Genomic DNA, 13661 nt, shown 5'->3' on the forward strand with positions numbered 1-13661 from the left:
GGATTGACTTATGACCTCGAGGGTCAAGGAGGCGGAGCTGGACAAAGAAAAGCGGAGGAAGCTGGTCATGGGCGACAGGCATAAGACGAAAAGCGGAGGAAGCTTCCCTAATATCCAATCACAGCAGCACCACAAAAAACAAAAAAACGACCCCACCAACGCGGGATCGCTATCTAACTCTTATCTATTCGGTGTAATCACGATGTAACGATTTGGCTCGACTCCATCAGAGTATGTTTTCACTCGCTTATTATCCATTAAAGCTGTATGAATCACTTTTCTTTCATACGATGGCATTGGTTCAAGTGATACTCTTTGGCCTGTGCGAACGGCCTTAAAAGCAAGTCTTTCAGCCAGTTGCATGAGTGTATCATTTCTTCTTTTTCGATAATCTTCTGCATCAAGCAATACATTTACATATTGGTCGGCATATCGATTAATGACTAGCTGCGTTAAATATTGAAGTGAGTTTAAAGTTTGTCCTCTTTTTCCGATTAGGAGAGCAATCTTTTCCCCTGAAAGAATAAATTGAACTTGTTTGCCTTCTTTTATCACTTCAATATCAACTGGTGAACCCATTTTGTTTGCTACATCAGTTAAAAAGTTTTTTGCTTCTTCAATCGCATCGATTTTTTTAGATACTTTAACAATAGCCGGGCGGGTCCCAAATATACCAAATAGCCCCTTCTTCCCTTCGTCAACTATCGCTATTTCTGCACGATCTCTTGTTGTTTCTAGTTGAGCTAAAGCTGACGCTACTGCTTCCTCAACGGAATTACCCGTAGCAGTTACCTCTCTCACTTTTTCGCTCCTCCTGATTTACCAGTTTCAGCAAGCTTTTTTAAATCTGGGCCTTTAATAAAATAGGTTTGAACAATCATAAAGATATTCCCTACTACCCAATATAGAGATAAAGCAGCTGGGAAGTTAAACGCGAACACAATAATCATAACCGGCATAATGTAAAGCATCATTTGCATTTGAGGATTATTCTCTACACCCGCCATCATGATTTTCTGTTGGATGAATGTTGTGATTCCCGCTACAACCGGTAAAATATAAAACGGATCCGGAGACCCAAGGTCAAACCATAAAAAGTTATGCTCTGCAATCTCTCTCGTACGAGAAATAGCATGATAAAATCCAATTAAAATTGGCATTTGAATGATTAATGGAAAACAACCTGCAAGTGGATTTACTCCATGCTGCTGAAATAGCGCCATTGTTTCCTGTTGAAGCTTTTGTTGCGTTTTTTGATCTTTAGAGCTATATTTTTCTCTTAATTTTTGCATTTCAGGCTGAATAGCTTGCATGGCCTTTGAGCTCTTTGTTTGCTTGATCATTAATGGTAAGATCACCAAACGAATCAAAAGTGTAACTAAAATAATACCTAAACCAAAGTTTCCGCCAGCAAACTCCGCTGTTTTGACAATTAATAACGATAATGGGTATACAATATACTCGTTCCAAAAACCTTCGCTTTCTGCTGTAATCGGCTTATTATACTCTGTACAGCCCGTAAGTAGTGCCATCAGAAATATGAGGCCGATTAAAAGAAGAAGTTTCTTTTTCAACCGTTTTTTCCTCCTTAATATCTAATATCCTCCAAGTATGTCCACTTCAATCTTTAGATGAAAAAAGAAACACACTACTTGTTCGTCTATAAATAATCCAAGTGTATTGTATCATTTTTTATAAGTACATTGCCTTAAAAAAATGTAATCACTTAGATTTTATTTCCTTCTTTCTACTCTACCATTTAAAACCTTCGCAAGTTTTAAAACATGAGTTAAACTTCCCTTCACTTCATGAAACGTCATGTCGGAAGCTGGTTTTCTCGCAATAATAATCAAATCATAGTCATTTTTCATATGTTCTTGAAGCTCTAGTAAGGATTGTCTAATATACCTTTTCACTTGATTACGAGTCACAGCATTTCCAATCTTCTTGCTAACAGACAAACCAACACGAAAATGAGTTTGTTCTGGAACATTTCGCAAATAAACCACAAATTGACGATTCGCTACAGAGTTCCCCTTTTTATATATCTCTTGAAATTCTTTATTCTTTTTTACTCGAAATTCCTTTTTCATTCATTACACCTACGATCTAGATTAAAGCAAGTGCTCTAGCTTCTGGAGGCGCACACTGCCCTTCCCATTATTTTCTTCTGTGTGAACATCTATACATAACCTGAATTCTTCTTCCACCTGAATGAGAAAAAAGACCACTGACGTTTCAGTGGCCTAAGCAGATAATACTTTTCTTCCTTTACGACGACGACGTGCTAATACTTTACGTCCGTTTGCAGAGCTCATACGACTACGGAAACCGTGAACTTTGCTGTGTTTACGCTTATTTGGTTGGTACGTTCTTTTCATTATATGACACCTCCCTGAGGAATAACTTTAAAGACAGTCCTTCTAATTATAGAGGCGACCTATAAAAAAAGTCAATAGCCTATCTTCGACTCCTTTTGACAGAAAGAATAACAGATAAGATCTTCTTTATTTTATAACTGTTTTGGCAAAGTTTCCTCCAAAACATATTTTTCAGCGACTGTTAATAACTTTCGACACGTTTCTCCATTATCCACAACGCTTATTGACAGCTTTTTCACAGATTCTCTCACTGTGGACAATTAATACTCACAGCTTGTACTTGTTGTGGATAAACTTAAAAAACCATTGCGTCTACTTAATTTATTTGATATTATTATTGTGTTTTCACTCTGGATAAAAACATGTGGATAAATAATCTATCCACAGATTGTGGATATCTTGTGGATAGGTTATTCAGACCCTATGTAGAACGTTGTCCACAAGTCGTGGATATTGTCGAAATTCCTCATTACTTCTTATATATATACTTACCCACATTAACAGATTTGTATATTTATAAATTTATAGGTTGTACAGCTTGTATAACCTATGTTTTTTTGTGATCCTTACGGGAAACATAGAAAAATTAGTAGACTGTTTAGCCGCTTCAAAGATGGCATTTATATTCCTAAAAGGAGGGATCAGTGTGGAAAATATTTCGGATCTTTGGAATAACGCGTTAGCCAATATAGAGAAAAAAATTAGCAAACCCAGCTTTGAAACGTGGCTAAAATCTACTAAAGCCCATTCTTTGCAAGGTGATACGTTAACCGTAACGGCTCCAAATGAATTTGCTCGTGACTGGCTAGAAGAACGTTATTCGCAATTAATCGCTGGAATTCTCTACGATATAACTGGAGAAGAACTAGGGGTAAAATTCATCATTCCTCAAAATCAAAATGAAGTCGAAGATGAGATTCCTATTCCACAAAAACGCAATATAAAAGATGACGACCATCAAGAGCTACCGTTAAATATGCTCAATCCGAAATATACTTTTGATACATTTGTTATTGGTTCTGGGAACCGATTTGCACATGCTGCTTCACTAGCAGTCGCTGAAGCACCAGCTAAAGCATATAATCCCCTTTTTATATACGGGGGCGTAGGTTTAGGGAAAACCCACCTTATGCATGCGATTGGGCATTATGTGCAGGATCATAACCCATCAGCAAAGGTTGTTTATTTATCTTCTGAAAAATTTACGAATGAGTTCATTAACTCAATTCGAGACAATAAAGCAGTTGATTTTAGAAATAAGTATCGCAATGTAGATGTCCTTCTTATTGATGATATTCAGTTTCTTGCTGGAAAAGAACAAACTCAAGAGGAATTTTTCCATACGTTTAATACGCTTCATGAGGAAAGTAAGCAAATCGTTATATCCAGTGACCGTCCACCGAAGGAAATTCCGACGCTTGAAGATCGACTCCGTTCACGATTTGAATGGGGATTAATCACAGACATCACACCACCAGATTTAGAAACAAGGATTGCCATCCTGCGTAAAAAGGCAAAGGCTGAGGGATTAGATATCCCTAACGAAGTCATGCTATATATAGCAAATCAAATTGATTCCAATATTAGAGAGCTAGAAGGTGCATTAATTCGTGTAGTTGCCTACTCTTCTCTAATAAATAAAGATATTAATGCTGATTTAGCTGCGGAAGCTTTGAAAGATATTATTCCAAGTTCCAAGCCACGAGTCATTACGATTCATGAGATTCAACGAGTCGTTGGAGAGCACTTTAATGTGAAACTTGAGGATTTTAAAGCAAAGAAACGGACGAAATCTGTTGCTTTTCCTAGGCAAATTGCTATGTATTTATCAAGAGAATTAACCGACTTTTCCCTTCCGAAAATTGGTGAAGAGTTCGGAGGTCGCGATCACACGACAGTTATTCATGCTCACGAGAAAATTTCAAAGCTTATTCAAACAGATGCTCAGTTCCAAAAACAATTGAATGAGATTAATGAGCTTTTGAAAATTTAATACTGTGTATAACTTTCACTTGTTTACTCACAGTCTGTCCACATGTGGATAGGCTGTATTTCCTTTCACTCAAAGGAGTTATCCACATACTCACAGGCCCTACTATTACTTCTACTATTTTTTTATAATAAAAAATATATAAATAAACCTGATATTCCATTCATACGGGGGGACTTTTTTTATGCGTTTTATTATCCAAAGGGACCGTTTAGTTCAAAGTGTTCAGGATGTTATGAAAGCAGTAACTAGCCGAACAACTATCCCAATCTTAACCGGTATAAAAATGGTTGTAACTGAAGATGGTGTTACATTAACTGGTAGTGACTCAGACATTTCCATAGAATCATTTATACCTAAAGAAGAAGCTGGTGATGAGCTTGTCGAAATCAAACAAACAGGTTCAATTGTTCTTCAAGCAAAGTTTTTCAGTGAAATCGTAAAGAAATTACCTACAGATACAGTTGAAATAGATGTTCAAAATCATTTTCAAACCGTTATTCGTTCAGGCAAATCTGAATTTAATTTGAATGGTCTTGATGCTGAAGAGTATCCGCACTTACCACAAATTGAAGAACAAAATGCTTTTAAGATCCGTACAGACCTCTTAAAAGTCCTTATTCGTCAAACGGTTTTTGCAGTGTCCACCTCAGAAACACGCCCGGTGTTGACAGGTGTAAACTGGAAGGTCGAAAACGGAGAGTTGATCTGTATTGCAACAGATAGTCACAGATTAGCTTTAAGAAAAGCGAAGGTCGATATTGAGAACGACATAATTTACAATGTAGTTATTCCAGGGAAAAGTTTAAATGAATTGAGTAAAATTCTAGATGATACAAATGACCTAGTTGATATCGTTATAACAGAAAACCAAGTGTTATTTAAAGCTAAGCATTTATTGTTTTTCTCAAGATTGCTAGAAGGAAACTATCCTGATACCACTCGGTTGATTCCGTCAGAAAGTAAGACAGAAGTAACCGTTAATACGAAAGAGTTCTTACAATCCATTGATCGTGCTTCCTTGTTAGCAAGAGAAGGACGAAACAACGTAGTTAAATTTTCAACCATTGAAGAAAAAGTGATAGAGGTGTCCTCTAATACACCAGAAATCGGAAAAGTAGTTGAAGAGCTGCAAGCCCAAGAGATTACTGGTGAAGAGTTGAAAATATCTTTTAGTGCAAAATATGTAATGGACGCATTAAAAGCTTTAGAAGGGCAAGAAATAAAAATTAGTTTTACAGGAGCAATGAGGCCGTTTATCATCCAACCTTTGAATGACGATTCTATTCTGCAATTGATTCTACCTGTAAGAACGTATTAAGAATAAGCTGCCAGGTCTCTCTGGTGGCTTTTCGTTTAACCCTTTGTATACCAATCAAATATTTAGTAAAATAAAGAGTAGACACAAAAAACGCTCGTCATGAAAAATTACGAGAAATGAGTGAGGCTATTTGAGAGAAGAAGTGAAAATTGACACAGAGTATATTACGTTAGGTCAATTTTTAAAGCTAGCAGGTGTTATAGATACCGGAGGAATGGCAAAGTGGTTCCTGGGTGAATATGAAATATTTGTCAATAGTGAGCAAGATCAAAGGAGAGGTCGAAAGCTTAGAGCTGGAGATGTTGTTGAAATTCCTACCATCGGTTCATACATTGTCATGTAAAAGGAAGCAGGCTTCGACAAATGTGTTGAAGTCTCGCTTACTGTATAGGGATAAAGGATGTTTTGAATATGTATATTGAGCATTTAGGGTTAAAAAATTATCGGAATTACGAAGATTTGACTATTAATTTTGAAAACAAGGTTAATGTCATCTTAGGTGAAAATGCTCAAGGGAAAACAAATGTCATGGAATCCATCTACGTATTAGCCATGGCTAAATCTCATCGAACCTCTAATGATAAAGAACTTATTCGCTGGGATGAAGAATATGCTACAATAGAGGGACGGGTAAAAAAAAGTCACGGACCTCTCCCGATGCAGCTGATTATTTCTAAAAAAGGAAAAAAGGCAAAATGCAATCATCTTGAGCAGCAAAAATTAAGTCAGTATGTAGGGAATATGAATGTGGTTATGTTTGCGCCTGAGGATCTTACACTCGTTAAGGGAAGTCCGCAGGTTAGAAGGCGATTTATCGATATGGAGATTGGACAAGTATCCCCAATTTACCTTCATGAAATGGGTCAATATCAGAAAATTCTTCAGCAAAGAAACCATTATTTAAAAATGTTGCAGATTAAAAAGCAATCAGACCAAACGATGCTCGATATTTTAACGGAGCAATTTATTGACAAGGCTGTTCGTATCGTAGCCAAACGTTATGAATTCCTCCGAATGCTTCAAAAGTGGGCCATTCCTATTCATAGTGGAATTTCTAGAGGACTAGAAACGTTAAAGATTGAGTATAAACCTTCTGTTGATGTATCAGAAGAGCAAGATTTGTCGAAAATGGTAGAAGTATTCACTCATAAATTTGATAAAATAAAAACAAGAGAGATCGAACGGGGAACAACACTGTTTGGCCCTCATCGCGATGATATGCTCTTTTTTGTAAATGGACGTGACGTACAAACGTTTGGTTCTCAAGGCCAGCAACGGACAACTGCATTATCCGTTAAGCTAGCAGAAATTGAACTTATTCATTCGGAGATTGGGGAATACCCTATTTTACTATTAGATGATGTTCTTTCAGAGCTGGATGATTATCGCCAATCTCACTTGTTAAACACCATTCAGGGTAAGGTACAAACATTTGTGACAACAACAAATGTAGATGGAATTGACCATCAAACACTTAAAGAAGCGTCAACCTTTACCGTTGATAGTGGGACGATTAAACAAATCTTATGAGGTGGTCTTATGTATGTTCATATTGGAGAAGAGACATTGGTTCGAGCAATAGATATCGTTGCTATCATAAGTAAAGAAAGTGTCGTCTCATCATCACAAATGAATGAGTTTTTAATGCATGATCGTTTAGTGGTTGTGGATCTTTCAAAAGGTGGATATAAATCTATCGTGATTACAAAAGACAAAATCTATTATTCACCGTTATCATCTGGAACATTAAAAAAACGCTCTTAATAATATGCAGCTCAGTATTAGAATAATCTTAGCTCTTTTGCTAAGTGAAAATATATATTTGGTACGCGAAAATCAGTTGATTTTTGCTTAATTGTGAAAGAAAGAGTAGGTGAACGGTTTATGGCAATGGAACAAAAAGAAGTCCAAGAACAATCATATGATGAAAATCAGATACAGGTTCTGGAAGGTCTTGAAGCCGTAAGAAAAAGACCGGGGATGTATATTGGTTCCACAAGTGTCAAAGGACTCCACCATTTAGTTTGGGAAATCGTTGACAATAGTATTGACGAAGCTTTAGCTGGCTTCTGTACAGAGATAAATGTGGTAATTGAAAAGGATAATAGCATTACAGTTATTGATAATGGACGCGGAATTCCAGTCGGTATCCATGAAAAGATGGGAAGACCTGCAGTTGAAGTTATTATGACCGTCCTTCATGCCGGAGGAAAGTTTGGTGGCGGAGGTTACAAAGTTTCTGGAGGACTTCACGGAGTGGGTGCGTCTGTAGTTAATGCGCTATCCACGATATTAGAAGTGTATGTACATCGTGAAGGGAAAATTCACTACCAGAAATTTGAGCGTGGAGTACCTGTTGCTGACCTAGAAGTGATCGGAGAAACAGACCATACAGGTACGACGATTCACTTTGTCCCAGATGGTGAAATTTTCACTGAGACTCTTGAGTATGATTATGAGACCCTTGCCAATCGTATCCGTGAGCTTGCCTTTTTAAACAAAGGGTTAAAAATAACGATTGAAGATAAGCGTGAAGAAAATAAAGGCAACCAATATTACTATGAAGGCGGTATAAAGTCTTATGTAGAGCACTTAAATAGATCAAAGGAAGTTCTACATGAAGAGCCAATCTTTATTGAAGGCGAAAAAGAGGGAATTACCATCGAGGTCGCCATTCAGTACAATGATAGTTATACAAGTAATATTTACTCGTTTGCGAACAATATTCATACCCATGAAGGTGGGACACATGAATCTGGTTTTAAAACAGCTCTTACGAGAATCATAAACGACTATGCGAGAAAATATGGTCAGATAAAAGAAAACGATTCGAATCTGTCTGGTGATGATGTACGAGAAGGTTTAACAGCTATCGTATCAATTAAACATCCAGATCCACAGTTTGAAGGCCAAACAAAAACGAAGCTTGGTAACTCAGAGGTAAGAGCAGCAACAGATACGATTTTTGCCGAGGCACTGGATAAGTTTCTTCTTGAAAACCCTACAGTTGCTAGGAAAATAGTTGAAAAAGGCTTAATGGCGGCAAGAGCCCGTTTAGCTGCCAAAAAAGCGAGAGAGTTAACACGTCGAAAGAGTGCCCTTGAGGTATCGAGCTTACCTGGTAAACTTGCTGACTGCTCTTCTAAAGATCCTGAAATAAGTGAGATATATATCGTTGAGGGAGACTCAGCGGGTGGGTCAGCAAAACAAGGACGTGACCGTCATTTCCAAGCGATTCTTCCACTTAGAGGGAAAATCCTTAACGTAGAAAAAGCAAGATTGGATAAAATCCTTTCAAATAATGAAGTTCGTGCCATGATTACAGCAATTGGAACAGGGATTGGCGAAGACTTTGATCTTTCGAAAGCTCGTTACCATAAAGTTGTAATTATGACGGATGCAGATGTTGACGGTGCGCATATTCGAACACTGATTCTAACATTCTTCTATCGATATATGAGACAAATCTTAGAGGCTGGCTATATTTATATCGCTCAGCCACCGTTATACAAAGTTCAACAAGGGAAACGCATTGAATATGCCTATAACGATAAAGAATTAGACCGTATTTTCGCAGAGCTTCCGAGTCAACCGAAACCTAATATTCAACGTTACAAAGGATTAGGTGAGATGAATCCTGATCAGCTTTGGGAAACAACCATGAACCCAGAGACTAGAACAATGTTACAGGTTAGTCTTCAAGATGCCATTGAAGCCGATGAAACATTCGAAATGCTAATGGGAGATAAAGTGGAGCCACGTCGTAACTTTATCGAAGCAAATGCACAATACGTGAAAAACTTAGATATTTAAAAAAGGGTAGAGGGTAACCACTATCCTCCTTTTCTTTTCATAGAAGGCTTACAAAGGATCATCATTAGCTTTAAAGGAGGTACACACGTTGGCTGAAACACCAAATTCACAAATTAAAGAAATAAATATAAGCCAAGAAATGAAGACTTCATTCCTAGACTATGCGATGAGCGTAATCGTCTCCCGTGCTTTGCCAGATGTTAGAGATGGATTAAAGCCTGTTCACCGTCGTATTCTATATGCCATGCATGACCTTGGAATGCATTCTGACAAGCCATATAAAAAGTCTGCTCGTATCGTTGGGGATGTAATTGGTAAATACCATCCACATGGAGACTCAGCGGTGTATGAAACAATGGTACGTATGGCTCAGGATTTTAACTATCGTTACATGCTTGTTGATGGCCATGGAAACTTTGGATCTGTTGATGGCGACTCAGCGGCAGCGATGCGTTATACAGAATCAAGAATGTCAAAAATCTCAATGGAACTGTTGCGAGATATAAATAAAGACACGATTGATTACCAAGACAACTATGATGGAGAAGAAAGGGAACCGGTTGTTCTACCTGCTAGATTCCCGAACCTTCTTGTTAACGGAACAACAGGGATTGCTGTTGGAATGGCAACGAATATTCCGCCCCATCAGCTTGGTGAAGTCATTGATGGTGTGTTAGCGGTAAGTAAGGACCCTGAGATCACGACTGGGGAGCTCATGGAGATCATTCCAGGTCCCGATTTTCCTACTGGAGGATTAATACTAGGCCGAAGCGGGATCCGAAAGGCTTACGAAACAGGCAGAGGTTCCATTACAATACGAGCAAAGGTTGTCATTGAACAAAAAGCAAATGGCAAGGAAGTTATTATTGTTAATGAAATTCCATACCAAGTAAACAAGGCAAAACTTATCGAAAAAATTGCTGAGCTTGCTCGTGAGAAAAAAATTGACGGCATTACAGATCTACGTGATGAATCAGATAGAAAAGGTATGCGTATTGTGATTGAGGTTCGTAAAGATGCGAATGCCAATGTGTTGTTGAATAATCTTTATAAGCAAACAGCTCTACAAACTAGTTTTGGAATCAACACATTAGCTTTAGTGGATGGACAGCCTAAGGTCTTAAACCTAAAGCAGTGTTTAGTTCATTATTTGGATCACCAAAAAGTAGTCATTCGTAGAAGAACAGAATTTGAGTTACGAAAAGCAGAAGCACGAGCTCATATTTTAGATGGTTTACGAATTGCGCTAGATCATTTAGATGCGGTTATTAGCTTAATTCGTGCTTCACAAACAACAGATATTGCACGTGAGGGGTTAATGACTACCTTCCAGCTTTCTGAAAAGCAAGCACAGGCGATTTTAGATATGCGATTACAGCGTTTAACTGGTTTAGAACGTGAAAAAATCGAGGAAGAGTATCAAAACCTTGTGAAGTTAATTGCAGAGCTGAAGGAAATTTTAGCTAATGAAGAGAAGGTTCTTGAAATCATAAGAGAAGAACTATCTGAAATTAAAGAACGCTTCAATGATAACCGTCGTACAGAAATTGTGACAGGTGGAGTGGAAAACATTGAAGATGAGGATTTAATTCCGGTTGAGAACATCGTTATCTCATTAACTCATAACGGATATATCAAACGTCTACCAGTTTCAACCTACCGTGCACAGAAGCGTGGTGGTAGAGGGATACAAGGAATGGGTACGAATGAAGATGATTTCGTTGAACATCTTGTGACAACGTCTACTCACGATACAATTCTTTTCTTTACAAACAAAGGGAAAGTGTATCGTTCAAAAGGGTATGAAATTCCTGAATTCTCAAGAACAGCAAAAGGAATTCCAATCATCAATCTACTTGAAGTGGATAAAGGAGAATGGGTGAATGCCATTATTCCTGTTTCAGAGTTTGTGGATGACTGGTTCCTGTTCTTTACTACCAAAGAGGGTATTTCTAAGCGTTCTCCACTGACATCGTTTGCGAATATTCGAAACAATGGTTTAATTGCCTTAAACTTACGTGAGGAAGATGAATTGATCTCTGTTCGTCTTACAGATGGCAGTAAAGAAATTATTATTGGAACGAAGAACGGGTTACTCATTCGTTTCCCTGAAACAGATGTTCGCTCTATGGGACGTACTGCAACAGGAGTTAAAGGAATTAACATTGATGAAACAGATGAAGTTGTTGGAATGGAAGTACTTGAAGAGAATACAGAGATATTAATTGTTACTAAGAATGGGTACGGTAAACGTACGCCTGCTGAAGAATATAGAATTCAAGGGCGTGGTGGTAAAGGAATCAAAACATGTAACATTACAGATAAAAACGGAAGCCTAGTTGCGATGAAGGCTGTAACAGGTGAAGAAGATGTAATGTTGATCACTACAGGCGGAGTCTTAATCCGTATGGCGGTTAGTGATATCTCAACAATGGGACGAAATACTCAAGGTGTGAGATTGATCAGATTGAATGAGTCAGAAGAAGAATTCGTAGCAACTGTAGCGATGGTTGAAAAGGAAGAAGAAAAAGAGGAAGAAAAAGAAGAAGTCATCGTTGGTGAAGAAGAAGAGTCAAAAGACTTTGAACCAGGGGATGAAGAATAATTTGTAAGAGAGGGACATTATTATGTTCCTCTTTTTTTATGAATTGGGTAAAATAGACTAAGAATATTATTACTAGAGGGTGTAATTAGTGCGAGTTCTTATAAAAGAAGTTCAAGAAGGGTGCATTCTTTCTGAAGATGTTATTGGGTCTTCGGGCCGGGCAATTGTCCAAAAGAAAACAGTGTTGACTTCCGAATTGCTTGAAGTATTAAAAGCCTTCTTAATACCTGAATTAGAGGTTGAAAAGACTCTGTCTAGCGGTCATCCTTTTATTCCTAATGAGATACTCTTGGATGACGAAGAAGTGAGACGTGAGGAAAATGAAGAGCCAAGAGAACTTACATTCACAGAACTCTTTCTTCAAGCATCAAGAAGCTTTAAAAAAGAGTTTCGAAGTTGGCAGTCGGGTTTGCCAGTAGATGTTACAAAGGTACGTAGTATTATATTTCCGTTAATCGAAAAAATAGATCACAATCAAGCAGATCTTTTTCAACTTCACCACTTTTCAACTGAGGAAGACTATTTATACCAGCATGCGGTTGCTGTTGGATTAATTAGCAGTTTTATCTCTAAGAAACTAGGTTTTAATAAAGGGGAGATTGTTCAGGTTGCTTTGGCTGGAACTTTAAGTGATTGTGGAATGGCAAAGCTTTCTGAAGGAATATTAAATAAAAGAACTCCTCTTACACAAGAGGAGTATCAAGAGGTAAAAAACCACCCGACGTATAGCTATAGACTTATTCAAAGTACACCTTTTATTAGAGAGGCTGGGAAAATCGCCATCTTCCAGCATCATGAGCGAATGGATGGAAGTGGGTATCCATTAGGAGAAAAGGGACAGAAAATCCACCAATATGCAAAAATTATTGGGGTCGCAGACACATTCCATGCAATGACTTCACAACGATTGTATCGAAAAAAACAGTCTCCTTTTAAAGTATTGGAGATGATGCTCCAAGATTTATTTGGACAGTTTGATATTGCCTCCATCCGTGCACTTCAAGCTGGCATTATGAATATTTCAATTGGGAGTTTAGTAAAACTTTCAAATGGACAAGAAGCTGAAATTCTATTTATTGATGATAATGCACCAACAAGGCCACTTGTAAAAGTATTACCTACTGCTGAAATTATTCATTTGCAGAGAAACCGGATGATTTTTATTGATGAAGTAAAGATTCCTTAGGATGGTAGAGCCAAATAGGTACTATACCTATTTGGCTCTTGAATGTTTCCATTTATTAGTTATTGAATAATAAATAGTGACTTGCTATACTAGTAAAAGTCAGCTCAACAAGTACTTTAAATAGTTGTTAAAACTTTTTTAATAAAGTAGTTGAAATGAGTTGATAAACATGATATATTATTAAAGTCGCCTCGTTGCGATAGTAATTGTTCTTTGAAAACTAAACAAATCATACGTCAACAAAAAATGATAGTGTTGAAATATACACTAGCCAACGTTTTAACTTTAAGAGCTAATCTTACTCTTTATTGGAGAGTTTGATCCTGGCTCAGGACGAACGCTGGCGGCGTGCCTAATACATGCAA

12 protein-coding genes and 1 rRNA gene are annotated in these 13661 nt (G+C 37.6%); 9 read left to right on the forward strand and 4 right to left on the reverse strand.

Features of this window, described 5'->3' with window-relative positions:
• Positions 1-180: 180 nt before the first annotated feature.
• The 4 genes from jag to rpmH form a co-directional block, all read right to left on the reverse strand.
• The gene (gene jag, locus ACGLXV_RS25205) at positions 181-801 is read right to left on the reverse strand and encodes an RNA-binding cell elongation regulator Jag/EloR (RefSeq protein ID WP_119710432.1); all 621 of its coding nucleotides are present in this window, start codon (positions 799-801) and stop codon (positions 181-183) included.
• A complete protein-coding gene (gene spoIIIJ / locus ACGLXV_RS25210) occupies positions 798-1574 on the reverse strand; it encodes a YidC family membrane integrase SpoIIIJ (RefSeq protein WP_119710433.1) in 777 nt (258 codons plus the stop codon). Before spoIIIJ ends, jag begins: the two co-directional genes overlap by 4 nt.
• Positions 1575-1733: 159 nt before the next feature.
• Positions 1734-2093 (reverse strand): ribonuclease P protein component, encoded by a 360-nt coding sequence (rnpA, locus tag ACGLXV_RS25215; protein ID WP_119710434.1) that lies wholly within the window; start codon positions 2091-2093, stop codon positions 1734-1736.
• A 153-nt stretch (positions 2094-2246) separates the two neighbouring features.
• A complete protein-coding gene (gene rpmH / locus ACGLXV_RS25220) occupies positions 2247-2381 on the reverse strand; it encodes a 50S ribosomal protein L34 (RefSeq protein ID WP_066059809.1) in 135 nt (44 codons plus the stop codon).
• 646 nt (positions 2382-3027) lie between these two features.
• Here rpmH and dnaA point away from each other — a divergent pair.
• The 9 genes from dnaA to ACGLXV_RS25265 form a co-directional block, all read left to right on the forward strand.
• Positions 3028-4374, forward strand: coding sequence for a chromosomal replication initiator protein DnaA (gene dnaA, locus ACGLXV_RS25225; RefSeq protein WP_119706171.1), 1347 nt, complete (start codon positions 3028-3030; stop codon positions 4372-4374).
• Positions 4375-4555: 181 nt separating this feature from the next.
• A complete protein-coding gene (gene dnaN, locus ACGLXV_RS25230) occupies positions 4556-5692 on the forward strand; it encodes a DNA polymerase III subunit beta (RefSeq protein WP_119706172.1) in 1137 nt (378 codons plus the stop codon).
• A 130-nt stretch (positions 5693-5822) separates the two neighbouring features.
• Complete coding sequence (gene yaaA, locus ACGLXV_RS25235) at positions 5823-6035, forward strand: S4 domain-containing protein YaaA (protein WP_119706173.1); 213 nt, start codon at positions 5823-5825, stop codon at positions 6033-6035.
• Between the two features lie 68 nt (positions 6036-6103).
• Positions 6104-7222, forward strand: a complete 1119-nt coding sequence (gene recF, locus ACGLXV_RS25240; protein WP_391560789.1) for a DNA replication/repair protein RecF — start codon at positions 6104-6106, stop codon at positions 7220-7222.
• A 9-nt stretch (positions 7223-7231) separates the two neighbouring features.
• Positions 7232-7456 carry an extracellular matrix regulator RemB gene (gene remB, locus ACGLXV_RS25245; RefSeq protein ID WP_119706175.1) on the forward strand — a complete coding sequence of 75 codons (225 nt, stop codon included), beginning with the start codon at positions 7232-7234 and terminating at the stop codon, positions 7454-7456.
• 126 nt (positions 7457-7582) lie between these two features.
• Positions 7583-9505: a DNA topoisomerase (ATP-hydrolyzing) subunit B gene (gyrB, locus tag ACGLXV_RS25250; protein WP_119710435.1), complete on the forward strand. Its 1923-nt coding sequence runs from the start codon at positions 7583-7585 to the stop codon at positions 9503-9505.
• An 88-nt stretch (positions 9506-9593) separates the two neighbouring features.
• On the forward strand, positions 9594-12110 hold the full coding sequence (gene gyrA, locus ACGLXV_RS25255) for a DNA gyrase subunit A (RefSeq protein WP_391560790.1): 2517 nt from the start codon (positions 9594-9596) through the stop codon (positions 12108-12110).
• Between the two features lie 88 nt (positions 12111-12198).
• Positions 12199-13296, forward strand: coding sequence for an HD-GYP domain-containing protein (locus tag ACGLXV_RS25260; protein ID WP_391560791.1), 1098 nt, complete (start codon positions 12199-12201; stop codon positions 13294-13296).
• 305 nt (positions 13297-13601) lie between these two features.
• Positions 13602-13661 (forward strand): 16S ribosomal RNA (locus tag ACGLXV_RS25265); the annotation flags it as partial.

The sequence above is a fragment of the Robertmurraya sp. genome (assembly GCF_036676585.1).
Lineage (GTDB): Bacteria > Bacillota > Bacilli > Bacillales > Cytobacillaceae > Robertmurraya_A.

What these genes read in the sequence shown, in the direction of transcription:
- rnpA (WP_119710434.1), bottom strand. Translation starts at nt 2,093, where the DNA reads ATGAAAAAGGAATTTCGAGTAAAAAAGAATAAAGAATTTCAAGAGATA.
- rpmH (WP_066059809.1), bottom strand. Translation starts at nt 2,381, where the DNA reads ATGAAAAGAACGTACCAACCAAATAAGCGTAAACACAGCAAAGTTCAC.
- dnaN (WP_119706172.1), top strand. Translation starts at nt 4,556, where the DNA reads ATGCGTTTTATTATCCAAAGGGACCGTTTAGTTCAAAGTGTTCAGGAT.
- recF (WP_391560789.1), top strand. Translation starts at nt 6,104, where the DNA reads ATGTATATTGAGCATTTAGGGTTAAAAAATTATCGGAATTACGAAGAT.
- remB (WP_119706175.1), top strand. Translation starts at nt 7,232, where the DNA reads ATGTATGTTCATATTGGAGAAGAGACATTGGTTCGAGCAATAGATATC.
- gyrB (WP_119710435.1), top strand. Translation starts at nt 7,583, where the DNA reads ATGGAACAAAAAGAAGTCCAAGAACAATCATATGATGAAAATCAGATA.